We start from the raw sequence: 23,222 nt of genomic DNA on the forward strand, positions 1-23,222 counted from the left end.
GGAACCGCCGATGAGATCCGCGACCAGCGGGCCGTCACCCTCGTCGAGGCCTATGCACGGCACCCCGAGCGCTTCGGCCGCCGCCCCAGACCACCCGAGATCCCAAAGACGGCGTGGATCAACGACCCGGCCAAGCGCAGGGAACCCGCACCACAAACCTCATAGCGTCACGACCGTCTCACTGGACTTGAAATCTTCCGGCCCACTCCACGCCCACCGAGCCGGCCCCCAGTACACATCCCTCGCGCAGGCGACACACTCCCGGGCCCGTGAACAGGGGGTGCCTCGCCCCCTGGTAGACCGGCAGCTCGGTCTCGATGGTGGTCCTTCAGTACCGGAGCCGAGCCGCCTTCACCCGTGTCCAGGACCCCTGCCGCTCCGTGATCTGGAGGGCCCTGACCACCGGGGACACGGACGGCCCGGGGGCAGTCATGAACCGGCTTGCCGTCTTATTCGCACCGCGGGGTAGAGGGACTCGGCCACCTCTCGATCGAACGGTTCGGTGTCGGGGGTGAGCACCGCCGCGGCGGCCACGGCCACCCCAAGGGCACACGCCTGGACGGGATCATCGCCCGCCGCCAGTCGCAGAGTGAGTGCGGCCACCATGGCGTCTCCGGCCCCGGCGTCGCTGAGTGACTCCCCAGGCGACTGCGGGGCTCGCAACCCGGTATGGCCGTACCTCGTCGAACAGAGTGCTCCGAGTTCCCCGAGGGTGGTGACGGCGATCTCAGTCGCTCCTGCGGCAAGCAGCGACTCGTTGACAGCGCGGGCGTCGTCGAAGCTCCGGACCGCCCGGCCGGCGAGGGAGGCAGCCTCGTGATTGTTGCACCTCCGCAGAAAGACGCCCTCGTGCAGCGACTCGCGCAGGGCCCGCCCCGAGGTGTCCAGCACCAGCCGGGACCCGGCCTCCTTGACCCGGCGGGCGACCGCCGCGTAGAAGGCGTCGGGCAGGCCGCTGGGCAGACTGCCACTGGCCACGACGTACTGGTGACTGCCAGCCGCTCGGCCAAGCGCGTCCAGGAGGCGCCCTCCCTCCACATCGTCCAGTCGCGGGCCCGGCGGCACGATGTGAAAGCTGCGGCGTGACTCGGTCTCGAACAGCACGAACGCTTCGCGGGTCTCACCCGCGATCCCGAGGGCGATGTGGTCGACCCCCTCCTCGTCCAATAGGCGGTTGAGGCGCTGGCCGACCTCGCGGCCGGCGGTGTGGACGGCGGTCGCCCGTCCGCCGAGCCTCGACACGTCCCGGGCGACGTTGATCCCTCCGCCGCCGGCGGCCACGAACCTGACCCGGGCACGGGTCTTACCGATGTCCGCCAGGCGGTCGACCTCGCAGCAGATGTCGACGGTGGGGTTCACTGTCAGGGTGAGGATCGGAGGCATGGTCTCCGGCAGCGGACTCCTCCCTCCGCTGCCCGCCGCAAGCGGACCGGACGCGTGAGGGCCGTTCATCGCGGTGACACGGCGGTTGTGATCCCGATCGTCCGTGGCTGCCCTCCCGGGTCCTCCGGACAGGGGCGGGACGTCATGGGAAAGTCCTTGAACAAGTCCGGGAACGAAGGCCACCGGTACCCACGTCGATGGAGCAGTTCGCCGGCCATCTCGATCGCCTCACTCGGTCACTCCCTCCATCGTGCTGCGCGAGCGCAGGAGGCGCGATCGGGAGCACCTCGCAGCCGCCGACCCGTGCTGCCTGCTCGTGGCGGTCCGCGGTCGTGCTGATCATCTTCCTCAACGCCGCGTTCGCGTTCGTCCAGGAGGTGCACGCCCAGCACGCGGTCGAGGCGCTGGCCGCCTACATCCCCCAGCGGGCGAAGGCGCTGCGGGACGGTGTCCCGCGGGAGATCGACGCCACCGAGCTGGTCCCGGGCGACGTCGTCGTCATCGAGGCGGGTGACCGAATCGCCGCCGACATTCGCCTGCTGCAGGGGGCCATCGAGGTCGACATGTCGGCGTTGACCGGGGAGTCGGTGACCACGCTGCGGTCGGCCGCGATCCCCCCGGCGTGGGGCTGGCCCGTACCGAGTTCGTGGTCGCCCACCAGGTCCGCGTCCACCCGATGGCCCTGGTGCACGCCGGGATCGGCTCGGTCTCCGTCACCCCGGACAGCCTCGCCACCGTGAAGCACGCCGTGGCGGCCGCCCAACAGGAGCGACCCGCCGATCGGAGCAGCCCCGCATGCCGGAGGCCTGGTGCCCGCCGAGACTGGGCCCCGGGCTCCCGGCGTTCGGAAGGAGAGCGTGATGGCGGTGACACCGATGTCGGCACCCGTCGATCTCAACCACCCCGGGCACTACGTCCACTGGGGCGTGGTGCAGATCTCGGTGGCGAACCTGGTGGTGATCGGCGTGATGGTGCTGCTCTTCGTGGCCGCACTGCTGTTGCCGTTCCCGACCGGACAGCACCGCGATGACTAGCTGGACGGGTGCGGTGCGGCGGTTCGCCGTCCGCCGGCTGCCCCCGGAGAAGCTGCTGCCGGACACCCAGCCGGTGTACATGGCCTCGTGGATCTACCTCTTCGGTGTCCTCACGGTGTCCTCGCTGGTGGTGGTGCTGGTCTCCGGCGGGGTCCTGGCGCTGGAGGGCCCGGGGTGGTGGCATGCCTCCGCTGTCGGGAAGTACGTGAACAGCGTGCACCTGTGGAGCGCGGAGCTGTTCATGGCGTTCATGGTGATCCACCTGTGGGGCAAGTTCTTCATGGCCGCCTGGCGCGGGCGGCGGGCGCTGACCTGGGTGACCGGTGCGGTCACCTTCCTGGCCTCGATCGCCACGGCCTTCACCGGGTACGTGGTGCAGCAGAACTTCGACGCACAGTGGATCTCCGGGCAGGCCAAGGACGCACTCAACGCCGTCGGGATCGGTGCCTGGTTCAACGTCCTGGACTTCGGCCAGATGTTGATGTGGCACATCGCGCTCTTCCCGCTCGTGCTGGTACTGCTCACGGGCTGGCACCTCCTGCTGGTGCGCACCCGCGGGATCGTGCCACCGATCGACGCCGCACCGCCCGAGGCAGCGCCGTGAGGCACACCGATACCCCCGAGTCGGGTGACTTCCCGACCCGCCCGTACGACCTGGTCAAGGAGTTCACGATCGCCCTGGTCGTGGTCGCCCTGCTGAGCGCGGGCCTCGCCGCACTGTTCTCGTCACCGGACGAGAAGCCGATCACCCTGGCGTCCTGGTCGACCGCGGACCAGGCCGACTTCACCGCCACGGCGGTCGCGGAACTCGCGGGCACCAGCACCTCGGCGGGCTACGGCCCGCCGTACAACCACACCCCGGGCGCCGGACAGAAGATCGGCCCGGTCGGACTGCAGCGCGCCGCCGGGGTCCGCATCCCGGTCGACCCGGCCGAGGACTTCGTGCTGCGCCCGCTGAGCCAGTCCCCCGAGCCCCCTGAGGTCACCGCCGCGCTCACGGCCTGGCGCGCCGCCCCGGCCGATCAGCGGCAGGCTTGGAGTTCGGCGTACTCCGACGCACTGGGCAAGTCCCCGGACGGCGATCCGGCCAAGGTCGCCCCCGACGGATACGGCCCGGTGCCGACACTCACAGCCCGACTGCTGGCCCTCGCCCAGTCCGGCGCACTGGACGGCCGGCTGCTGGCACAGGGGCGCTTCTACCAGACCGACTACACCCGGCCGATGCTCTTCCTCGCCGACGGCTCCTACCTGTCGGACCAGGCGACCGCCCAGCACCTGACCGGCAGCCAGTGGGGCATGATGAACGAGACCGGCAACTACCCGGGCCAGGCCTGGCTGTGGCTGTACACGTTCTGGTACCAGATCGACCCGTTCAAGACCTCGAAGAACGCGGACGCGGAGGTCTGGGCGATCATGGCCGTGCTCAGTCTGGCACTGGTCCTGCTCCCCTTCATCCCCGGTCTCAGGTCCGTTCCCCGCTGGACCCGGGTGTACCGCCTGATCTGGCGTGACCACTACCGGAGCGAACCCCGACCCGGACGCGACACCCGCGGCCCGGGGGAGCCACCAGGCTGACGGACGCCCGCGGGCGGTGACCGCCGGGTCCTGCGGGACCAGCTCCCGGATCGCACCGGCCGTCCACCAGCTGGGGGACGGCCGTCAGGATGCCCTCCAGCAGGTCGAGCGGCTCGAACCCGGTGACCGGATGGGCGGAGGGTCGTCGGGGCCCATCGGCCTGCTGCCGGGGCCCGACCGACCCTCCCCGGCCCGTACAACAGTGCCCGACGATGAAGGTGGTGAAGGCTCCGCACAGAGCCGGCGACGGCGACGGCACCGGCCGGGGCCGAACGGGGTCCGCGACGAACGGCTTCGGAACCCACCACCCCGTGATCGTGGGCATCGACCGCTCCGAGGCGAGCCGCTCGGGAGGCACCGCCGCACGGCCCCGCTGGTGATCGTCCCAGGCGGCCAGGGGCCCGCGGGCTGAACAGGAGGTCCCGATGAACAGCACCGACAGCGGCCGGGCACACATCCGCTCCGCCGACCCCGGCGACCTCGGGCGCCGTGTCGCCCGCCGACGTACCCAGCTGGGGCTCACCCGCGAGCTGGTGGCGGAGCGCGGCGGCCTGGCCCCCGGGTTCCTGGAGTACCTGGAGACACACCCCGTCCCGGTCGGCGTCAGCACCCTCGCCCGGCTCGCCGACGCGCTCGACACCACGGCCACCGACCTGCTCGGCGGTGGGCGCGACGTCCCGTCCGGCCGGGCCCGCGCCAACGCCCGCGTCCGGCTGGAGGAACTGGAACCGGCAGGCTGCTGGGCCAAACTCACCCCCGGTGGCGTCGGCCGGGTGATCCTGACGGCACCGCGCGGACTGGTGGCGCTGCCCGTCAACTACCGGGTGCTGGACGCCACCATCCTCTACCGCACCGAGGCGGACGGTACCCTCGCCCAGGCCGAGGGCAGCGAAGTCGCCTTCGAGGTCGACCAATTGGACGAGGTGTTCGCCACCGGCTGGAGCGTCCTGGTGAACGGCACCGTCTCGACCGTCTCCGACGACGAGGTCGTGCGCTGGTTCGAACAGCACGCCGACCCCCACCCCTGGGCGGGCGGTACCCGGGACACCTGGATGCGCATCAAGCCCGCCGGGATCAGCGGCCGGATCATCCGCCCCGAGGGCCCTCCGGTCATCGAGCCCGAGTAGGAAGGCACGGACCCCGCGATGACTTCGAAACCGCACGTCCTCGTGGTCGGCGGGGGGGTTTCGCAGGCCTGGAGACGGCCTTCGGTCCGCGCCGTCTGCTCGGCGACCGCGTCCGGCTGTCGCTCGCCGCCGACCAGGAGGACTTCCTGTTCAAGCCCAACACCATCTACCTTCCGTTCGGAGCCGAGGAGGCCCCGCTCCGCATCCACCGTGGACGCCCCGGCAGATGCGGTCGCCGGGCCGGCGGTTCCAGGACCTCAAGGGCGCCGCCCGAGCAGGACAACACCGGCGGGTGCTGTTCCACGTCCCGCCGAACAACAAGTGCGCCGGGCCGCTGTACGAGATCGCGCTGATGGTGGACACCCGGCTGCGCCGGTCGGACCTCCGCTCGCTCGTCCACCTCACCTGGACCACCTACGAGTCCGGCTACGTCCAGGCCTTCGGCCCACGGCTGCACCAAGTGGTGGAGCACGAGTTCGCGGCCCGGGGCATCGAGGGCCGCACTTCGGCCGTGGTCGACAAGGTCGGCCACGGCAGGCGATGCAACTGGCCCTGGACGGCATGTCGCACACGCTGGCAAGCGGCCCCGGCTGACCCCGGAAACCCGTCCACCCCGAAGCCGGTCGGGTCTCGGGGCAGCGGAAGATGTCCGGTTCATCTCCTGCGCACAGGAGATGAACCGGGATGGCAGACGATTCCCGCTACCCCTCGGCCGGGTCGAGAACGTCCTCCACCGCGCGGCGCGGACTGGCCGCACCGGGCGGGCCGTAGCCGAGGCGCAGCACGAGCTGGACGTGCCCGGGCCCTTCAGCGGGGTCGCGCAGGCGCCAGCGGGTGTCCGGGATCTCGACGGCCTGGTGCAGGACGGAGGCGCGCAAGCCGTGGACGGTGGCGAGCAGCCACACGCGCTCCATCGCCTGCCCGGTGCGCAGCCAGTCGGCCGGGGTGTCGAGGTGGGTGCTGAGGGTCGCCAGTTGCGGCAGCGCCTCGAAGCGTTCGGCCGCGGTGGTGTGGCGCGGCGGGTGGCCGGCGAAGCCGCGCATCGGGACGCGGGCGTCGCGGTCGTGCGAGCCGAGGGCCGCGAGCGGGATGCCGTCGTAGGAGGGTTCCAGGCGCAGCCAGCGTCGGGTCTCGGCCTCGCGGGTGACGTCCGCGGCGATCCGGGCCTCGGCCTCGAAGGTGAGGGCGAGGACGCGGCGAACGCCGTGTTCCTCCAGCATGGTGAGGGTGACGCCTTCGTCCCGGGCGGCCGTGATGAGGTCGGCGACCAGCGCCTCGGGGACGTCCCGGTTGGTGAACGGCTGTCGGCTGGAGTGGCGTCCCGCGATGGCGGGGTAGAGGTCGGCGCCGAAGGGCTGCGGTGAACGGGCCGGGGCGGAGAGGTCGAGGACGGCTCGCGGCTGCGCGTCGGCGCCGGCCGGCAGCAGTCGGACGGCGGCCTCCCGGCCGAGGTGGGCGGCGGCCACCCGCAGGTTGAACACGGCGGCGCCGATCGAGATGTGCATCGCCCGGCCGTCGGGGTCGGCGGCCGGGACGGCCCGGTCGAGGTCCGCGTGGACCTCCAGGGCGAGCAGGTCGGGGGTGGGGCGGAAGCGCCAGGGCTGGCTGTTGTGCAGCGAGGGCGCCGCGCCGCCGGCTTCGGCCAGCAGGTGCAGGTCGGGGGCTGTGAGGACGGTTTCGGTGGTCATGGTGGTTTCACTCCCTGCCGGCGGGGAGCGCCGGTGGTTCCAGCATCCGCCGGACCAGCGTGTCGGGCGAGGGTCCAACGGCCCCGGGGCCCGCCGGCCGATGCCGAGGTGGAACTCCGCCGTCTCCAGCAGCCGCATCCGGCCTCGTCGGGCATGCTGCGACGTGCTCCCTCCGGGATCGCCGATGGGGCCCACCGGCGGGTCCAACGGCCCTTCCTCTTCACCCCCGGCGGCGGTCTGCTGGACAGCAGCGGTCCGGTTCGCCGTGCCGGGCCCTGAGCACCGGAGGCACGGCCGTGCTGACCCACGACTCTCACACCACCACCCAGCAGCTGATGCACACCGCCTCCGGGCGGACCGTCGCCGTATCCCGCTACACCCCGGAGGTCCTGCCGGACACCGGCCGCGTCGTCCTCGACACCGCTCGCGAACCGTATGACACGAACGATGTCTGGGCCTCGCTCACCCCGACCGAGGCCCGACAGCTGGCCGGGATGCTGCTCCGCCAGGCCGCCGCGGTCGAGCGGCCCGGCATCCTTCCCGCCGGGCGAATCGAGGTGGACCCGGTCGAGCGGGACACGTATGCCATCGGCATCCGCTCCCACGCCCTGAGCGTCGACCAGCCGATCGACGCCGGCGGCGGCGACTCCGCGCCGACGCCCGTCGAACTGTGCGCCGCCGCCTTGGCCTCCTGCACCGCCCACTACGCCGGAAGCTACCTCGATCGGCACAACCTGGGCAGGGACGGCCTGCGGGTCACCGCCGACTACACCATGGCCCGGGACCGTCCGGCCCGGATCGCCTCGGTGTCCATCGAGGTCACCGCCCCCGACATGCCTCCCGAGCGGGCAGCCGGTCTGCTGGCCGTCGTCGGTCACTGCACGGTGAAGAACACACTCGACCACCCGCCCGAGGTGACCGTCTCCCTCCCCATCCCCGCGAACCCCGCCAGGCCGATCAGGGCCTTGTCGAAGTTGCGCGATGGCAGGGGTGAGACTGGCCGACACGACGGCGGGGCCAGGCCCCCTCGCAGGATGCGAGGGGCGGTCACTGCAGTCAGGCGCATCACTGTGGCCGCGAAATATACCTGATTAGCCATCAAGCGCGGTCAGCAAGAGGTCAGCATAGGTACGAGCAAACCCTGTCCAACGAGCACAGACGTGAGACTCGACCACTCTCGACGCCCCCACACGAGGAGCCCCCGACTGGAGTCGACCGCTCGGCACCTGTCGAAGAGCTCTCATACGCACGACTGCACGGGGCATCCGTCCAGTTCAGAGCGATGTCGGGCCGTCTCCTGGATCAAACGGTGCTCTCAGCAGGGACGGCCAGCCGGACCTTCCGGTCTTTCCTCAACCCTTCCATATCTGTACGATGCGGACACCGGATCGGTCGATCTACTTGCGCGCCTCGATCAGGAAGCGCGCCGAGTGGGCCACGAACGGGCCCTCGGCCCGGATCCGGACGTCCAGTTCGCGCAGCCGGTCCCGGTAGGCGTCGACGGTGAAGCCCGGGACCATCCAGATCACCTTGCGCAGGAAGTACACCACCGCGCCGATGTCGCGGAACTCCATGCGCAGCCGCTCGGAGCGCAGGTCCACCACGTCCAGCCCGGCGGCCCGGGCCTCTTCGCTCTCGACCTCGGGCCGGCGGCCCTCGCGTGCCTCCGGCTGCGGCCCGAGGAAGTACTCGACCAGTTCGAAGACGGACGCCGGGCCCACGTGCTGGGCGAAGTAGCTACCGCCGGGCCGCAGCACCCGGGCGATCTCCGGCCACCAGGCCCGCACCGGGTGGCGGCTGCTGACCAGGTCGAAGGCCTGGTCGGCGAAGGGCAGCGGAGGCTCGTCCCGGTCGGCGACCACCACCGCACCCAGCGGGTGCAGCAGCCGCGTGGCGCGGGCGATGTTCGGCGGCCAGGACTCGGTGGCCGCGAGGACCGTCGGCAGCCCCTGCGGCTCGGCGAGCCGCAGGGCCCCGGCGAGCACCTCGCCACCGCCGGTCTGGACGTCCAGAGCCGCCGTCGCCGTGCCCAGCCGTTCGGACAGCAGCCGCTGGTAGCCCCAGGAGGGGCGTTCCTCGGTGGCCCGGCCGTCCAGCCAGGAGAAGTCCCAGCCGTCCACGGACACGGCCTGGGCCTCGGCGATCAACTCTTCGAAGGTGCGCATGCCCGCATCATCCCGGCGACGGCACCGCACGGCCACCGGATTCCGTGCCCCGTCCGTGCCGCAGGACCCACCCGACCCGCACCTCCAGGCTCCCGGCGGCGATCAGCCCGGACACCGGCTCCGTGCCACCGCCGTCCGCCTCGAAGGCGACCAGCACGCCAGGCGGCTCGCCGCACTGCCGCCCGACCAGCCGCCGCTCCTCCGGCGTGGGCGCGCGGAACACCGGGTCGTGGAAGTCCGCCGGGCAGCGGACGTACAGCGGGTCGGCGAAGACCAGCTCCAGGCCGTGGTGGTAGGCGAGGTCGTACCCGGCGGCCAGGCGCAACTCGCCCGGGCGCCAGGAGAAGACGTCCCAGTCCCACCAGGAACCCTCGGGCAGTTCGACCGGCTGCTCCGGGCCCGTCCGCCGATCCTGCGCGGGTTGCATCCGTCCCCCTGCTCGGCTTCCTCGCCCCGGCCCGTGAACCCTGTCGAAACCAGTACTCCGCGCCGGTGCTCCTCCGCGAGGATAGCGCCATGAGCAGCTCCCCCATCGCGCGCTTCTACGACGCCCTCGCGGCGGGCTACCACCTCCTCTACCCCGACTGGGACGCCTCCGTCGCCCGCCAGGGCGCCGCGCTGGACGCCCTGATCCGCGAGCGGCTCGGCGACCGCGCCGCCGAGGTGCTGGACTGCGCCTGCGGCATCGGCACCCAGGCCATCGGGCTCGCCGAGCTCGGGCACCGGGTCACCGGCACGGACATCAGCCCGGTGGCCGCCCACCGCGCCGCCGCCGAGGCCACCCGGCGCGGGCTCGCCCTCCCCACCGCGGCCGCCGACATGCGGCAACTCCCCTTCCCTGACGGCCGCTTCGATGTCGTCGTCTGCGCGGACAACGCGCTGCCCCACCTGCTCACCCCCGAGGACGTCCTGGCCGCGCTCGGCGAGATGCGCCGCGTCCTGCGCCCGGGCGGTCTGCTGCTGCTCACCACCCGCCCGTACGACGAGCTGCGCCGCAGCCGGCCGTCCTCCAGCGCGCCGCAGACCGCCGAGCGGGAGGGGCAGCGGTCCGTCGTCTTCCAGCTCTGGCAGTGGCACGAGGACGGCGAGCGGTACGACCTGGAGTTGTTCCAGCTGCTGCCCGACGACGCCGGGCAGTGGCGGGTCGACGTCCACCGGTCCACCTACTGGGCCCTCACCCAGGCGCAGTTGAGCGCCTTCGCCGAGGAGGCCGGCTTCGCCGGGGCCGACTGGCGGGCGCCCGCCGACACCGGGTTCTTCCAGCCCGTCCTGATCGCCCGAGCGCCGTGAGGTCTGCCGCACCCCGTCGTCCCGGTCTCCCGGTCTCCCGGTCACCCGGTCACCCGGCGACGGGCCGGACCTGGCCGCTCACTCGCTCCCCTCCCTCGCATCATCGCCCTTGCCGGCACCCGCGCCTCACCGCCCCCGCCCCATGACACCGGCCTGCCGACCACCCCCCACGGCTGCCACCGCTTCCGCGACCCGCGCCGCGCCGTTCTCCTCCGCCATCGCGCGAGCCACCGCCTCCGCCCGCGTGCGCAGTGGCCGGCCCTCGACGGCCCGGCGGATGGCTTCCGCCAGCCCGGCAGCCGTCAGGTCGGCGAACCGGATCGGCGCGGTGGCGGTGCCGGCCCGGACGAGCCGGTCGGCCCAGAAGGGCTGGTCCGCCATCACCGGGACCGGAACGCTCGGGACACCGGCGCGGAGGGTCGCGGCCGCCGTGCCGGCGCCGACGTGGTGCACCACAGCCGCCATGCGGGGGAAGAGGTGGGCGTGCGGCACCTCCCCGACGCTCAACACGTCGTCGTCCTCCTCCGCGATCCCGGCCCAGCCCGCCTGCAGCACACCCCGGACTCCCGCCCGCCGCAGCGCGTCCACCGCGAGGGCGCCCAGCCGCTCGCCCTGCCCCGCCGCCATGCTGCCGAACCCGATGAACACCGGCGGTGGTCCGGCCCGCAGGAAGTCCTCGACCTCGGCCGGGAGCCGGTAGTCCGCCGCGACGTGCGGCCACCAGTTGCCGACCACCTGCAACCCGTCCCGCCAGTCGGCCGGGCGCGGCACGAGGGTGGGGCTGAACCCGTGCAGCACCGGCCAGTTCGCCCGCTCCACGGCCCGCCGCCGGGCGCCCTGCGACCCTGCCGGAAGGCCCAGCCGCGACCTCAGCCGACGCGCGGCCCCGGTGTGCAGGCGGTCCACGACCCGCTGGCCGAGCGCCCCCGCGGCCCGGTTGCCCCACCTGCCCAGCGAGCGGCTCCCGCCGACGACCGGCGGGAACTCCCCCGTCGGCAGGGTGGGTTGGAGGTAGACCCCGAGGCTCGGTACGTCCATCGCCTCGGCGAGGTGCCAGCCCAGCGGCGCGGTGGTGGTGCCGAGCAGCAGCAGATCGGCACCGGGCGCGGCCGCGTCGGCGAGCCCGTCACCGAGCCGGTCGATGAACGCGGCGGCTCGCGCGAGCAGTTCGGAGCGCCCGCCCTCCGGACCGGTGGGCGCCCCGCGCGGGTCGACCGGCAGCGAGCGGAACTCGAGGCCGCTGCCGGCCACCAGCTCGCGGAAGGTCTCCGGCGCGGCGAGCGCGACCTGGTGTCCCTCGCCACGCAGGTGCACCCCGAGCCCGGTGTAGGGCGCGACGTCACCGTGGGAGCCTGCGGCCATCACCAGGATCCTCATCGCGTCACCTCGGAGCCGCTCGCGCCGTGCCGTTCGGCGTTGTGGCCGATGGCCGTCCGGAGGTATCCGGCCAGCTCCGGGCGTTGCTCGGCAGCCGGAACGACGAGCGCGAAGGCCCGGGCGTCCGCCTCGTAGTCGTCGGCGATCCGGCAGTGCATCTCGGGCGGGCAGGGCGTGAACCACCGGGTGATGTGCTGCCGGTGCTCCTCGGCGAGGTCCAGCACCGCCTCGTGGTCGGCCGGGAGGCCCTCGTCGAAGGCGGCCAGCAGTCGACGGCGCCACCCGGCGGCCTCCGCCATCAGCTGCCGCCAGTCTTCCTTCGAGTGGGTGGCGGCGCGGGCCAGCGCCTCCCGGTGGCTTTCCCGCTCGCCCCACTTGAGGTGGGCGTCGGCGGCGTAGCTGAGGTCGAAGACGACGTCGCCGAAGACCTCGAAGCGCTCCTCCGGGCCGAGTTCGACCCCCGTGCGCTGGACGTCGATGGCCCGCTCGGCGACGTCGACCAGTTTCTGCAGCCGGGCGATCTGCTCGGTGAGGGCCTGCCGTCGCGCCACCAGGTGCTCGAGGGCGTTGGCCTGCGGGTCGGCCAGAATGTCGGCGATCTCGTCGAGCGGGAAGCCGAGTTCCCGGTAGAAGAGGATCTGCTGAAGCCTGGCGAGGTCCGCGCCGTTGTAGAGCCGGTAGCCGGCCGAGCTGCGTTCACTGGGTGACAGCAGCCCGGACCGGTCGTAGTAGTGCAGGGTCCGAATGGTCACCCCGGCGAATCCGGAGACCTGTCCCACCGACCAGCTCATGAATCCCTCCCGTACATCCGTGCATGCGTGCATGCGTGCATCCGTGCCTTCGTGCGTTCGCTGTACCCCACCGTGCGGCCTGACGTGGGGTAAGGGTCAACACGCGTAGCTCGGCGGCCTGCTCCGGGGGCGGGAACCGGACCCGGTCAGGTCTCGCGCTGCGGATGGTAGGCGCTCTCGGGTATGCCGAAGGTCCAGGCGACCCGGCGCGGGCCCGGGCCTCGGAGGCGACGGCGGAGTCCTGGAGCGTGTACGGGCCGGCCGGCCGCAGGGCCGGTGATGAATCGGCTGCCGACCGACCACGTTGCGTGAAGGCCAAGGAATGCGCCCGCGTAACGCCCAGCCACCTGCCGCGCACGCTGTGGAGCCGCCGATCCCGTCCGTGGGCGCACCTGCCTCGAGGTGCCTAGCCTGGAAGCAGAAGGAGGCGAATCACCATGCTGGGAGACGCACAGGTGCTGGCCATGATCCCCGCCGCCGATTTGGCGCGGGCCAGGGCCTTCTACACCGACACCCTGGGCCTGAAGCTCGTCGAGGAGACCCCCGAGGACCTCACCTTCGAGAGCGGCGGCACCCGGTTCGGGATGTACGAGACACCGAGCGGAGGCCAGGCCGCACACACCCTGGCCAGCTTCAAGGTTGCCGACCTCGACGGCGAGGTGTCGGCGCTGCGAGCCCGCGGCATCACGTTCGAGGAGTACGACTTCCCGGGCCTGAAAACCGTCGACGGCATCGCTGAAGGCAGCGACGGCCTGCGCGCCGCCTGGTTCAAGGACAGCGAAGGAAACATCCTCTGCGTGGCCGAGCGACCCGCCAAGTAACGCCCGCCCGACCCCAACCCCCGACCGGCCGGGCGGGACGTCTCAGCCCCGCCCGGCCGGTCCGCTCGGTCCTGACCGCAGAAGGTGCAGGTCTGCGCACCGCCGTGCTCCCCGCTCTCGTCGTCCGGCACGCCCGGCGGGGGGTACCGCTCCCGGAGCGTCCGTCCTCTCCCCGGCGCCGCTCCGGCCGGGCACCGATCCGCCGCAGGCTGGTGAGCGGCGGGCTACTGGCATCTTGCCCGCCCCACCTGTCACACTACTGACCATACGTCAAGTCATATCGTCCTTCCGGTCGTGCTGCGGCCGCGGGGAGGAAGCGGGGAGCAGCGGCGATGAACGTGGAAGATCCGGGCCTGGAGAAGCCGCTCAGCACCGTCATACGGCAGGACATACCGCACAGCGCCCGCATGTACGACTGGTTCCTGGGCGGCAAGGACCACTACGAGGTGGACCGCGAGGCCGCCGAGCGAGTGCTCACGGTGTTCCCGACCATGCGGATCGCGGTCTGGGCGAACCGGGCGTTCATGCACCGGGCGACCCGGACGCTGGCGCAGCGGGGCCTGCGCCAGTGGTTGGACGTCGGCACGGGCATTCCCACCTCCCCGAACCTGCACGAGGTCGCGCAGTCGGTGGCTCCGGAGGCGCGGGTGGTCTACGCGGACAACGACCCGATCGTGCTCGCGCACTCGCGGGCGCTGATGACCAGCACGCGGGAGGGGCGGACGGCATACGTCCACGGCGATGTACGGGATCCGGACTCCATCCTGAGCGCCCCTGAGGTGGCGCGGACGCTCGACCTGGGGCAGCCGGTGGTGTTGTCGATGGTGGCGTTGCTGCACTTCGTCCCGGATCTCGGTGAGGCACGCACGATCGTGGAGCGGCTCCTGAAGCCGTTGCCCTCGGGCTCGGCGCTGGTGCTCTCGCACGCCACGGCGGAGCTGGACCCGGAGGGCGCGCCGATGGTGCAGGAGATCTACAACAAGGCGGGCACAACGCTGCGGCTACGGCCCCGCGCCGAGTTCGAGACCCTCTTCGAGGGGCTGGACCTGCTGGAACCCGGGATCGTGCCCGCCCACCGCTGGCGCCCGGACGAGGACGCTGCCGACGGGTCGCCGGACACTGTCACGGATGCCCAGGTGTCGTTCTACGCGGGTGTCGCCATCAAGAACTAGCCGGCTCACGGCGGACCTCCCTCGAGGCGGGCGCGCCGGCGGTGTGGAAGTTGAGATCGTCGCTGGTGACCTGAGGCACGGGCGGTGGTGACCGAACGGCCTCCCGACCTGCGCGGCAGCGTGAGCCGTCGGGGACCCCGGCCGCACGTCGGCCGGGGTCCCCGAGCGATCGGCGAAGGCACGGAAGCCTGGGTCCCCAGGAGTCCGTACTACCCGATGTCGAAGTGGCGGGCGACGAACTCGTTGCGGAACTTGCCCGCCGGGTCGATGTCGCCCAGCAGCTCCCGGAAGTCCTCCCAGCGCGGGTACGACTCCCGGATCGCCTCGGGCGCCGTGGTGAAGACCTTGCCCCAGTGCGGCCGCGCGGCGAAGGCGGACAGGGCCTCCTCGACCGTCCTGACCGCGTCCGCCACGGCCGCCGCATCGGGGTGCCAGGTGAAGTGGAAGGCGACACAGTCGCGTTGGTAGGCGGGGCTGAGCCACAGCGCGTCGGCCGCCACGGTGCGGATCTCACCGATCTGCAGGGCCGGTGCGATCCGTTCCCTGACGGCGTCCAGTGCGTCGAAGGCGCGGACGGCGTCGGCGCGGTCGACGAAGTACTCGGACTGCAGTTCGTCGCCGCTGCTCGGAGTGAAGTCCGCCCGGAAGTGCGGGAGCCGGGCGTGCCACCGGCCCGGGACGCCCAGTTGCCGCGTGCAGGGTTCGGGCGGGCACCCCGGCACGGGGTGGCGCGGGCCGTCGGCGAGCACCGCGCCGAGCCAGGTCCGGGGCGCGTCGGGGCCGCCCCGCCGCTTGAGCCAGACCTGGTCGATGCGGTCCGCACGCCAGCCGGTGAAGAGGCTGACGCTGTACGCCGCCGCCATGATCTCGTCGAACCGTTCCCGCAGCACCGCCGTCGGCAGGCCCTCGTAGACCCACTGCCGGACGCCGAAGGCCGGCACCACGTCCAGGGTCAGCCGGGTGACCACGCCGAGGGCGCCCAGGGCCACGACCGAACCGGGGAACTCCGCCGAGCCCCGGCCGATCGTCACCAGGGCGCCGTCCGCCGTGACCAGCTCGACGGCCCGGACCGCCGTGGCGAGGCAGCCGTTGGCCACCCCCGATCCGTGCGTCCCGGTGGCGCACGCGCCCGCGACCGAGATGTGCGGCAGCGACCCGAGGTTGTGCAGCGCGAATCCCGCCCGGTCCAGCACCCCGGCGAGCTCGCCGAACCGCATCCCGGCGCTCACCGTGACCGCGCGGGTCCGCTCGTCCGGCTCGACCGCCCGGGGCAGGCCGGCGACGGACACCAGGTCGCCCGTGGTGTCGGCGATCGCGTTGAACGAGTGCCCGGTCCCGAGGACTCTCACGGACCGGCTGCCTGCGACGATCCGCCGCAACTCGGTTACGGAGCGCGGCTCGTGGAACCGCTCGGCGCCGAACGTGATGTTCCCGGCCCAGTTGGTCGCGGCCACGGTCATGGGGTGTTGCCTCCTCGGTCTCGGGAACGCACCGGTGCCGTCAGCAGCAGGTCGGCGGCGGGTCTGCGGCGGGTCGGCGGCGGGTCTGCGGCCGGTCTGCGGCCGGTCTGCGGCCGGTCTGCGGCCGGTCTGCGGCCGGTCTGCGGCCGGTCTGCGGCCGGTCTGCGGCCGGTCAGTGTGGCGGGTCAGCAGCGGGTCAGCCGTACCGCGAGGCCGTCATGGGTGTAGAGCGGCGTCGCCCGGTACCCGCCCGCCTCGACCGTGACGCTGCCGAACCCGCCCTGCGGCGTGCGCCCGCCGATCACCGGCAGCACCACGTCGTCGCCCAGCGCGCCGGCGTCCGGCAGCCGCAGGACGAGCTGCGCCCCGGGGCCGAGCGTCACCCGGCCCGCGACCGTCAGGGCCGGGGCATTGCGGTGATGGAGCGTCAACTCCAGGCGCGTTCCGGTGGCCGACTGCAGGTAGTCGCCGTGCACCCGGACGGCGCCCCGCTCGGTATCCACCCGCAGGATGCCGCCGAGGACCTGGACGTCGCCGCGCCCGAGGGCGTCACGCGAGCCGGCCGCGAGGACTCCGGCCGCCACCACGGTGGGGCCCGTGTAGCGGTTGGTGCCGCTCAGGGTCAGCGTCCCGGTGCCGCGCTTGGTGAGGCCGCCGGGCCCGGCGATGTCGTTGCGCCAGGCGTCGGCCGCGCGGAACCCGCCGTCGGCGGCGTTCAGCTCCACGGTCACGTCCCGCTCGAACGAGCCGTAACCGTCGGCCGCGGCGAACAGGTTGAGCCGGCCCCACATCTCCGGGCCGTCCAGCAGGACGTAGCCGGAGGGCAGGGCGGTGGTGCGCAGCACCTCGCGGCGCTGGGCGGCGTCGAGGTAGGGCAGCCGGGTCTCCAGCAGGACCTCGGCGCCCTTGGGCACGACCATCGGAACGTCCCGGCCGCCGCGGCGCAGGACGTACGTCAGCCGCCGGGTGACCTGCTCGGCGTTGGCCGCTCGGTCGGCGTACGGGTCCTCGGCCGCAGTGGCCCGGTGGGCGAAGGCGTACAGGGTGTCGGCCGTGGTGCCGGTCTTCGCCTGGAGGTACGCGGCCGCCTGGCTCCGGGCGGCGGTCTTGAGGGCGGCGTTGCGCGGGTCGGCGAGGGTGGCCGCGGCGAGCGCGGTGGCGAGCGTCCGGCCGCCGATGACGTCGAGCGGGGAGTGCATGCCCGCGGTGATCCGGGTGTGGCTGAGCTCGAACGCCCGGGCGATCAGTTCCTGGAAGCGTTCGGGCACCGCGTACGCGAGGGCCAGCGCGGCCAGGTGGAAGGCGTTGGTGTGCCCGCTCACGAAGCCACCGTCGTCGACCGGCGAGGTGCTGCGCTGGCGCAGCAGTTGTGGGGCGACGGCGACGTCCGAGGCATAGACCGGGTAGCCGAGGGCGTCGGTGGTGCCGGTGTCGACCACCGCGCTGTCCTCGGTCAGCCGCCAGGGACGCGGGTACCGGTAGGCGTACTTGGCGGGGTTGCCGGAGGCGTACGGTCCGCGGAGCGTGTTGACCAGGGCCACCACCTGCCCCAGCTCCGAGTCGACGGCCCCGGCGCCGAGCGCGGACCCGGCGGGCGCGTCGGCGGGGACGGCGTCGTCGACCTTCGCGGGCGGGGTGGAGTCGGGCGCCGTGGTGATGGAGGTGACGGCCCGGGCGCCCGTCCGGTACGGGTCGGCGAGTGGGCCGAGGCCGGCGATGACGGCGTAGCTCTGGTGCTGGCGGTCGTAGATGAAGGCCTCCCGGGCCTGCGCCGCGGTGCGCCGCGTGGTGGCCCGCACGCAGTAGCGCACGTTGGCGCGCAGGACGTCGGCCAGCAGTGGTGAGCCGTCGTTCCACGACCCGCCGGTGTGCCAGATCCGGTTCATCCCGGTGAGGATGCGTACGGCCGCGTTCCCCTCCGGGGTGAGGTCGGCCATCGTGTTGGTCGCGTAGGAGTCCACGAAGGCGGTGCTCCGGGCGGGGCCGCCGGGCGCCGCGGCGGCCCGCTGCGGGGCGGCCGACAGGCTCAGGACCGTGGGCACGGCGAGGATGCCGACCGAGGTGCCTGCGGAGTTCCGCAGGAAGCGGCGGCGGTCCAGGGTGGGCTGATCGTTCATGCTGGTCTTCCTGTGGTGGGCCTGGCGGGCGGAGCGGCGTGCGGGAGCGGGGACGGTCCCCGGCCCGGGCCGGGGAGTCGGGGGGGGTCAGCGGCGGGTGAACAGGAAGCCGAGCTTGTCGACCTCGTCACCGGCGCGTCCGTGGAACCCGGCGATCTGCCAGCCGGCGGGCGCGGTGCGGGTCACGCAGTCGGCGGTGGTGCTGCCGCCGGCCAGGGTCCGGCCCAGGTTGGTGGTGAACGAGGCGTGGAAGACGCGGGTGTGCCCGTTGTACGAGCCCTGGCAGAGCGTCGCCGAGCTGACGTACTCGCCGCTGCCCAGGGTGAGCGAGGAGGCGGTGCCGCCGGAGCCGCCGTGGGTGAGGGCGGTGCCGTCGGCGAGGGTCAGTCCGACCTGGTCGACCCGGGCGCCGGCCCGCAGGCTGACCACGGCGGCCCGCGCACCGGCCGGAACGCGGTCGATGTCGTCGTAGAAGTCGCCGTGCGGGCCACCGAACTGCTCGCTCGCCAGATAGGCCGGGTTCCGGCTCCAGGTGAAGCCCACGGCGATCGGGTCGTGGTCGGAGAGCATCGTGCCGGAGCCGTCCAGGAAGTCTGCGTGCCTGTTGGCGTACGAGGTCGCGGTCAGCGAGACGAGCGCGCTGCCGCGGTACAGGACCTTGTCGACCACCTCGCAGGTGTCGGTGGGCGCGTTCTGGTCGCACAGCAGCGGGTCGGCACCCCTGATCGGTGCCACGCCGCCGCGTTCCAGCCCCACCCACGCGTCGGTCAGCCGGTTGTCGGCGGCGAAGGCGGCGATGGTGTCGTCGGCACGCGTGTAGCGCGTGTTGGTGTCACCCGCCACGACGACGGCGTTCCCGGCCGAGTGGGTCCTGATGTAGTCGGTGAGCTGCGCCAGGTTGGCGGCGCGGGCGGCCTCGTCGCCGACCGCCGTCCCCGCGTTCGCGTGGAGGTTGTAGAAGTCCACGTACACGCCCTCGGCCAGCCGGGTCCGCATGAAGGTGAACCCCTTGGGAGTGAGGCAGTCTCCGGAGTCCAGCCGGCAGTCCTTCCACGTGACCCGCTCGAAGTCGTCGGTGTCGTGGGCGAGGTCGGACAGGGTGTTGAGGCCGCTGCCGATGCCCGCCCCGCCACTGGTCGCCGTGCGGTTCGGGTGCGAGTCGGCGGCGTACAGCGCGGCGTGGTAGTTGAAGTCCTCCTGGACGTTCACGACGTCGTACGGCGCCAGCCGGCCGCCGATGGCGGTGGTGCTGCTCTGCCGGTCGGTCGAGGCACTGGACAGGACCTGCGGAAGGCCGGCGACGTTGTAGGTCAGCACGGAGAACGAGCCGCCCCCGGTGTCGGCGTGCGCGGCCGGCGCGCCGACCAGGCCGCCCAGCGAGGCGGCCGCGCCGAGCGCGCCCACGAGGACGGAGCGGACCAAGGCATGACGGAGGCTGGGCTTGGACATCGGTGCTCCGATCGGAGGACAGCCGCGGGAATCCGGTGCCCCGGAGCGTATGAGCGAACCATGAGCGCGTCAACATGTTCGAATCCCCCATCAATCGGCCCTGACCTGGTACTTTATGAGGCCATGCCACATTTTTCGCAAAGGTTCTGTTAGCGTTAACAGAGTGTTCGTGCCGCGCCGTGGCTCGGACACCGTGCGACCTCGGCGGCGGTCGAGGCGGTGGGGGGTACCCGGATACCACGTCTTGCGCATCGCGCACCTCCCCCGCGCCGACGCCGACGGGGCTGTCGCGACCGGTACATTCCTACCGGCTCACCTGCGTGTTTCCGGATCGGTGGGCGGTCACCGTCACCTGCGAGGAGCAAGACCCTGAGTACGTCATCCGCGGAAGCCCTGTCCGTCGGGCTGCTGGTGCTGGTGCTGGCCTGCGCGGTGGTGCGGCCGTGGGGCTGGCCGGAGGCGGTGGTCGCGGTCCCGGCGGCCGGGCTGGTGGTGGCCGTCGGAGCGATCTCGCCGTCGGACGCCCTGGCCGAGGCGCAGCGGCTCGGGCCGGTGATCGGGTTCCTGGCGGCCGTGCTGGTGCTGGCGCAGCTGTGTGATGACGAGGGTCTGTTCCGCGCCTGCGGGGCGTGGATGGCCCGGACGTCGGCCGGGAGTCCGCGGCGGCTTCTGGTGCAGGTGTTCGGGGTCGCCTCGGTGGTCACGGCGGTGCTCAGCCTGGACGCCACCGTGGTGCTGCTGACGCCGGTGGTGTTCGTCACCGCGGCCCGGCTCGGCGCGCGCCCCAAGCCGCACCTGTACGCCTGTACCCACCTGTCGAACACCGCCTCGCTGCTGCTGCCGGTCTCCAACCTCACCAATCTGCTGGCCTTCGCCGCCAGCGGGCTGAGCTTCACCCGCTTCGCCGCGCTGATGGCGCTGCCGTGGCTGGCGGCCATCGGTGTGGAGTACGTGGTGCTGCGCCGGTTCTTCGCCGCCGACCTGGACGCGGGCGCCCCGTCCGCGGGCGAGGCGGCGGCCCCGGAGATGCCGCTGTTCGCCCTCGTCACCGTCGCCTGCACACTCGCCGGATTCGTCCTGACCTCGATCGTCGGTGTCGATCCGGCCTGGGCGGCCCTGGCCGGCGCGCTCGCGCTCGCCGTCCGGGCCCTGGTCCGGCGACGCACCACCCCGGTCGCGATCGTGCGTTCGGCCGCCGTACCGTTCCTCGCCTTCGTGCTGGCGCTCGGCATCGTGGTCCGGGCCGTCGTCGACAACGGGCTGGCCTCCGCGCTCGGGCACCTCGTCCCCCACGGCGCCTCGCTGCCCGCCCTGCTCGGCATCGCGGCGCTGGCGGCGGTGCTCGCGAACGTCATCAACAACCTGCCCGCCACCCTCGTGCTGCTCCCGCTGGCCGCCCCGTCCGGTGCCGGCGCGGTGCTGGCGGTGCTGCTCGGGGTGAACATCGGCCCCAACCTCACGTACGCCGGCTCGCTGGCCACCCTGCTGTGGCGGCGCATCGTGCGCGAGCACGACACCGAGGTCGGCCTGGGCGAGTTCACCCGGCTCGGACTGCTCGTCGTGCCCGCCGCCCTGGCAACGGCCGTGGTGGCACTGTGGGGGTCCCTGCACATCATCGGAGGCTGACCGCGTGACCGTCGTCGTCTGGATCACCGAAGGCACCTGGCCCGCCTGCGTGGACGCCGCCCGCGCCCACGCACCCCGGGAGGCGGAGATCGTCCTGCTCCACGTCAGCGGCCAGGAGATCCCCGGCGTCGCGCACGGCGCGTTCGCCGGGCTGCTCGGTCGCGGCCACCGCGAGCGCGACCCCGGCACCCGGGTGGAGACCCTGGCGGCGGCCTCGGCCCAGCACCTGCTCGCCGCCGCGGCCGAGCGTCTCGGGCGGCCCTGCGCCCACGTGGAGCGCACCGGGCGGGTCGAGCGCGAGGTCGTCGCAGCCGCCGAGGGCGCCGAGCTGCTCGTCCTCGCCCGCGACGGCGACCGCACGCGCCTCGGCCCGCACAGCCTCGGCCCCGCGACCCGTTTCGTCGTCGACCACGCGCCCTGCCCCGTACTGCTGGTCTGGCCGGAACCCGCACCCGGCGCCGACACGCTTCCTCCCCCGCCGCCCCACCAGCGATGACGCGACCGGCCGGCGTTCAGTGCCCGAGTCCGGCCCAGGGTGGGCGATTCGGCGGCACCAGCCCGCCGGACGACGCAGCCGCGCGGAGCGTGTGGCTGCCGATACTCGCCGCGCGGGGTGGTCCGGCCTGATCCGGATGAACGCGATGCGCCGCCACACCGGGACCGGTGCGGCGGCGCACCGTTCGCTCCCGAACCGCGCCTGCTCTCAGGCGACGGGCGCGCCGGTACCGGCGATGACCTCGGGCCGCAGCAGGGCGGCGAGCCTATCGGCCGGCAACAGGCCCTTCTCCAGGACGAGTTCGGCCACGCCCCGACCACTGGCGAGGGCCTCCTTGGCGATGTCGGTGGCGGCCGTGTACCCGATGTGCGGGTTCAGGGCGGTCACCAGGCCGATGGAGTTCTCGACGGTCGCGCGCAGCACCTCGGTGTTGGCGGTGATGCCGACCACGCAGCGCTCGGCGAGGGTGAGGCAGGCGGCCCGCAGGTGGGTGATCGACTCCGAGAGCGAGTGCAGGATGATCGGCTCGAAGGCGTTGAGCTGGAGCTGCCCGGCCTCGGCCGCCATGGTGACGGCAACGTCGTTGCCGATCACCTCGAAGGCGACCTGGTTGACGACTTCGGGGATCACCGGGTTGACCTTGCCGGGCATGATGCTCGAACCTGCCTGCACCGGCGGCAGGTTGATCTCGCCGAGGCCCGCGCGCGGCCCGGAGGACAGCAGTCGCAGGTCGTTGCAGGTCTTGGACAGCTTGACGGCGACGCGCTTGAGCACACCGGACATCTGGACGAACGCGCCGCAGTCCTGGGTGGCTTCGACCAGGTTGGCCGCGGTGACGAGGGGCAGCCCGGTGAGGTCCGCGAGGTGGCGTCGGGAGGCTTCGGCGTATCCGGCGGGGGCGTTGAGGCCGGTGCCGATCGCGGTCGCGCCGAGGTTGATCTCGTGGATGAGCTCGACGGCCTCGGCGAGTCGGCTGCGGTCCTCGTCGAGCATGACGGCGAAGGCGGAGAACTCCTGCCCGAGTGTCATCGGTACGGCGTCCTGCAGCTGGGTGCGGCCCATCTTGAGCACGTCGCGGAACTCGACGGACTTGCGGGCGAAGGCGTCCTGGAGGACGGCCATCGCGTCGAGCAGGCCGCGCACCGCGGCGACGGTCGCGATCCGGACGGCGGTCGGGTAGACGTCGTTGGTGGACTGGCCGAGGTTGACGTCCTCGTTGGGGTGGAGGTGCCGGTACTCGCCCTTGGCGTGACCGAGCAGTTCCAGCGCCCGGTTGGCGACGACCTCGTTGGCGTTCATGTTGGTCGAGGTGCCGGCGCCGCCCTGGATGACGTCGACGACGAACTGGTCGTGCAGCTTCCCGCCGCGGATCTCGCGGCAGGCGGCGACGATCGCGGCGGCCTTCCGCGGCTCCAGCAGGCCGAGTTCCTCGTTGGCGAGGGCGGCGGCCTCCTTCACGGCGGCCAGGGCGTCGATCAGGTGCGGGTAGGCGGAGATGGGCGTGCCCGTGATGGGGAAGTTCTCGGTGGCACGCAAGGTGTGGACGCCCCAGTAGGCGTCAGCGGGGATGTCGCGGTCTCCGAGCAGGTCGTGCTCGCTGCGGGTGGCGGCAATCATGGTGTGCGGGTCCTCTTCCTGAGGCGGGTGCGGG

The 23,222-nt window shown here is 72.8% G+C and carries 21 protein-coding genes; 11 read left to right on the forward strand and 10 right to left on the reverse strand.

Features of this window, described 5'->3' with window-relative positions; all coding sequences use genetic code 11:
- Window positions 1–429 precede the first annotated feature (429 nt).
- A complete protein-coding gene (locus tag ACZ52R_RS16010) occupies window positions 430–1,383 on the reverse strand; it encodes a 1-phosphofructokinase family hexose kinase (RefSeq protein ID WP_465621936.1) in 954 nt (317 codons plus the stop codon).
- Between the two features lie 332 nt (window positions 1,384–1,715).
- Between ACZ52R_RS16010 and ACZ52R_RS16015 the strand changes: the two genes are divergently transcribed.
- From ACZ52R_RS16015 to ACZ52R_RS16035, 5 genes are all read left to right on the forward strand, one after another.
- Complete coding sequence (locus tag ACZ52R_RS16015) at window positions 1,716–2,123, forward strand: HAD-IC family P-type ATPase (protein ID WP_465621754.1); 408 nt, start codon at window positions 1,716–1,718, stop codon at window positions 2,121–2,123.
- 120 nt (window positions 2,124–2,243) lie between these two features.
- A complete protein-coding gene (locus ACZ52R_RS16020) occupies window positions 2,244–2,417 on the forward strand; it encodes a hypothetical protein (protein WP_465621752.1) in 174 nt (57 codons plus the stop codon).
- Window positions 2,410–3,021 carry a cytochrome b N-terminal domain-containing protein gene (locus ACZ52R_RS16025; RefSeq protein ID WP_465621750.1) on the forward strand — a complete coding sequence of 204 codons (612 nt, stop codon included), beginning with the start codon at window positions 2,410–2,412 and terminating at the stop codon, window positions 3,019–3,021. The genes ACZ52R_RS16020 and ACZ52R_RS16025 overlap by 8 nt, the downstream gene beginning before the upstream one ends.
- On the forward strand, window positions 3,018–3,992 hold the full coding sequence (locus ACZ52R_RS16030; RefSeq protein WP_465621748.1) for a hypothetical protein: 975 nt from the start codon (window positions 3,018–3,020) through the stop codon (window positions 3,990–3,992). The genes ACZ52R_RS16025 and ACZ52R_RS16030 overlap by 4 nt, the downstream gene beginning before the upstream one ends.
- A gap of 425 nt (window positions 3,993–4,417) precedes the next feature.
- Window positions 4,418–5,119, forward strand: a complete 702-nt coding sequence (locus tag ACZ52R_RS16035) for a helix-turn-helix domain-containing protein (RefSeq protein WP_465621746.1) — start codon at window positions 4,418–4,420, stop codon at window positions 5,117–5,119.
- 701 nt (window positions 5,120–5,820) lie between these two features.
- Here the strand turns inward: ACZ52R_RS16035 and ACZ52R_RS16040 are convergent.
- Window positions 5,821–6,807 (reverse strand): Acg family FMN-binding oxidoreductase, encoded by a 987-nt coding sequence (locus ACZ52R_RS16040; RefSeq protein ID WP_465621744.1) that lies wholly within the window; start codon window positions 6,805–6,807, stop codon window positions 5,821–5,823.
- A 296-nt stretch (window positions 6,808–7,103) separates the two neighbouring features.
- Between ACZ52R_RS16040 and ACZ52R_RS16045 the strand changes: the two genes are divergently transcribed.
- A complete protein-coding gene (locus tag ACZ52R_RS16045; RefSeq protein WP_465753618.1) occupies window positions 7,104–7,898 on the forward strand; it encodes an OsmC family protein in 795 nt (264 codons plus the stop codon).
- 306 nt (window positions 7,899–8,204) lie between these two features.
- On the opposite strand, the gene ACZ52R_RS16050 is transcribed toward ACZ52R_RS16045, so the two are convergent.
- Window positions 8,205–8,972, reverse strand: a complete 768-nt coding sequence (locus ACZ52R_RS16050) for a methyltransferase domain-containing protein (RefSeq protein ID WP_465621740.1) — start codon at window positions 8,970–8,972, stop codon at window positions 8,205–8,207.
- 7 nt (window positions 8,973–8,979) lie between these two features.
- Window positions 8,980–9,399 (reverse strand): hypothetical protein, encoded by a 420-nt coding sequence (locus tag ACZ52R_RS16055; RefSeq protein WP_465621738.1) that lies wholly within the window; start codon window positions 9,397–9,399, stop codon window positions 8,980–8,982.
- Between the two features lie 89 nt (window positions 9,400–9,488).
- Between ACZ52R_RS16055 and ACZ52R_RS16060 the strand changes: the two genes are divergently transcribed.
- Window positions 9,489–10,262 (forward strand): class I SAM-dependent methyltransferase, encoded by a 774-nt coding sequence (locus ACZ52R_RS16060; protein WP_465621736.1) that lies wholly within the window; start codon window positions 9,489–9,491, stop codon window positions 10,260–10,262.
- 126 nt (window positions 10,263–10,388) lie between these two features.
- Here ACZ52R_RS16060 and ACZ52R_RS16065 read toward each other — a convergent pair whose 3' ends face one another.
- Both ACZ52R_RS16065 and ACZ52R_RS16070 read right to left on the reverse strand, forming a co-directional pair.
- Window positions 10,389–11,639: a glycosyltransferase gene (locus ACZ52R_RS16065; protein WP_465621735.1), complete on the reverse strand. Its 1,251-nt coding sequence runs from the start codon at window positions 11,637–11,639 to the stop codon at window positions 10,389–10,391.
- The gene (locus ACZ52R_RS16070; RefSeq protein WP_465621733.1) at window positions 11,636–12,430 is read right to left on the reverse strand and encodes a MerR family transcriptional regulator; all 795 of its coding nucleotides are present in this window, start codon (window positions 12,428–12,430) and stop codon (window positions 11,636–11,638) included. Before ACZ52R_RS16070 ends, ACZ52R_RS16065 begins: the two co-directional genes overlap by 4 nt.
- A gap of 437 nt (window positions 12,431–12,867) precedes the next feature.
- Between ACZ52R_RS16070 and ACZ52R_RS16075 the strand changes: the two genes are divergently transcribed.
- The gene (locus tag ACZ52R_RS16075; protein WP_465621731.1) at window positions 12,868–13,251 is read left to right on the forward strand and encodes a VOC family protein; all 384 of its coding nucleotides are present in this window, start codon (window positions 12,868–12,870) and stop codon (window positions 13,249–13,251) included.
- A 332-nt stretch (window positions 13,252–13,583) separates the two neighbouring features.
- Window positions 13,584–14,423, forward strand: a complete 840-nt coding sequence (locus ACZ52R_RS16080; protein ID WP_465621729.1) for an SAM-dependent methyltransferase — start codon at window positions 13,584–13,586, stop codon at window positions 14,421–14,423.
- A gap of 209 nt (window positions 14,424–14,632) precedes the next feature.
- Here the strand turns inward: ACZ52R_RS16080 and ACZ52R_RS16085 are convergent, their stop codons facing one another.
- The 3 genes from ACZ52R_RS16085 to ACZ52R_RS16095 all read right to left on the reverse strand — a co-directional run bounded on the left by ACZ52R_RS16085 (window position 14,633) and on the right by ACZ52R_RS16095 (window position 19,449).
- Window positions 14,633–15,883 (reverse strand): D-arabinono-1,4-lactone oxidase, encoded by a 1,251-nt coding sequence (locus tag ACZ52R_RS16085; RefSeq protein WP_465663579.1) that lies wholly within the window; start codon window positions 15,881–15,883, stop codon window positions 14,633–14,635.
- Window positions 15,884–16,068: 185 nt separating this feature from the next.
- Complete coding sequence (locus tag ACZ52R_RS16090; protein ID WP_465753619.1) at window positions 16,069–18,000, reverse strand: phosphatase PAP2 family protein; 1,932 nt, start codon at window positions 17,998–18,000, stop codon at window positions 16,069–16,071.
- 87 nt (window positions 18,001–18,087) lie between these two features.
- Window positions 18,088–19,449 carry a jacalin-like lectin gene (locus tag ACZ52R_RS16095; RefSeq protein ID WP_465663578.1) on the reverse strand — a complete coding sequence of 454 codons (1,362 nt, stop codon included), beginning with the start codon at window positions 19,447–19,449 and terminating at the stop codon, window positions 18,088–18,090.
- Window positions 19,450–19,818: 369 nt separating this feature from the next.
- Between ACZ52R_RS16095 and ACZ52R_RS16100 the strand changes: the two genes are divergently transcribed.
- Entirely contained in the window at window positions 19,819–21,075 is a 1,257-nt protein-coding gene (locus tag ACZ52R_RS16100) for an SLC13 family permease (RefSeq protein WP_465663646.1), read from the forward strand.
- A gap of 4 nt (window positions 21,076–21,079) precedes the next feature.
- Window positions 21,080–21,571 carry a universal stress protein gene (locus ACZ52R_RS16105; RefSeq protein WP_465663577.1) on the forward strand — a complete coding sequence of 164 codons (492 nt, stop codon included), beginning with the start codon at window positions 21,080–21,082 and terminating at the stop codon, window positions 21,569–21,571.
- A gap of 207 nt (window positions 21,572–21,778) precedes the next feature.
- On the opposite strand, the gene aspA is transcribed toward ACZ52R_RS16105, so the two are convergent.
- Window positions 21,779–23,188 (reverse strand): aspartate ammonia-lyase, encoded by a 1,410-nt coding sequence (aspA, locus tag ACZ52R_RS16110; protein ID WP_465663576.1) that lies wholly within the window; start codon window positions 23,186–23,188, stop codon window positions 21,779–21,781.
- Between the last annotated feature and the right edge of the window lie 34 nt (window positions 23,189–23,222).

It is taken from the genome of Kitasatospora sp. NPDC034023 (genome assembly GCF_055575795.1).

Coding starts and splice junctions, on each gene's coding strand:
- ACZ52R_RS16010 (WP_465621936.1), bottom strand. CDS start 1,383: ATGCCTCCGATCCTCACCCTGACAGTGAACCCCACCGTCGACATCTGC.
- ACZ52R_RS16020 (WP_465621752.1), top strand. CDS start 2,244: ATGGCGGTGACACCGATGTCGGCACCCGTCGATCTCAACCACCCCGGG.
- ACZ52R_RS16025 (WP_465621750.1), top strand. CDS start 2,410: ATGACTAGCTGGACGGGTGCGGTGCGGCGGTTCGCCGTCCGCCGGCTG.
- ACZ52R_RS16035 (WP_465621746.1), top strand. CDS start 4,418: ATGAACAGCACCGACAGCGGCCGGGCACACATCCGCTCCGCCGACCCC.
- ACZ52R_RS16040 (WP_465621744.1), bottom strand. CDS start 6,807: ATGACCACCGAAACCGTCCTCACAGCCCCCGACCTGCACCTGCTGGCC.
- ACZ52R_RS16050 (WP_465621740.1), bottom strand. CDS start 8,972: ATGCGCACCTTCGAAGAGTTGATCGCCGAGGCCCAGGCCGTGTCCGTG.
- ACZ52R_RS16055 (WP_465621738.1), bottom strand. CDS start 9,399: ATGCAACCCGCGCAGGATCGGCGGACGGGCCCGGAGCAGCCGGTCGAA.
- ACZ52R_RS16060 (WP_465621736.1), top strand. CDS start 9,489: ATGAGCAGCTCCCCCATCGCGCGCTTCTACGACGCCCTCGCGGCGGGC.
- ACZ52R_RS16065 (WP_465621735.1), bottom strand. CDS start 11,639: ATGAGGATCCTGGTGATGGCCGCAGGCTCCCACGGTGACGTCGCGCCC.
- ACZ52R_RS16070 (WP_465621733.1), bottom strand. CDS start 12,430: ATGAGCTGGTCGGTGGGACAGGTCTCCGGATTCGCCGGGGTGACCATT.
- ACZ52R_RS16075 (WP_465621731.1), top strand. CDS start 12,868: ATGCTGGGAGACGCACAGGTGCTGGCCATGATCCCCGCCGCCGATTTG.
- ACZ52R_RS16080 (WP_465621729.1), top strand. CDS start 13,584: ATGAACGTGGAAGATCCGGGCCTGGAGAAGCCGCTCAGCACCGTCATA.
- ACZ52R_RS16085 (WP_465663579.1), bottom strand. CDS start 15,883: ATGACCGTGGCCGCGACCAACTGGGCCGGGAACATCACGTTCGGCGCC.
- ACZ52R_RS16090 (WP_465753619.1), bottom strand. CDS start 18,000: ATGAACGATCAGCCCACCCTGGACCGCCGCCGCTTCCTGCGGAACTCC.
- ACZ52R_RS16095 (WP_465663578.1), bottom strand. CDS start 19,449: ATGTCCAAGCCCAGCCTCCGTCATGCCTTGGTCCGCTCCGTCCTCGTG.
- aspA (WP_465663576.1), bottom strand. CDS start 23,188: ATGATTGCCGCCACCCGCAGCGAGCACGACCTGCTCGGAGACCGCGAC.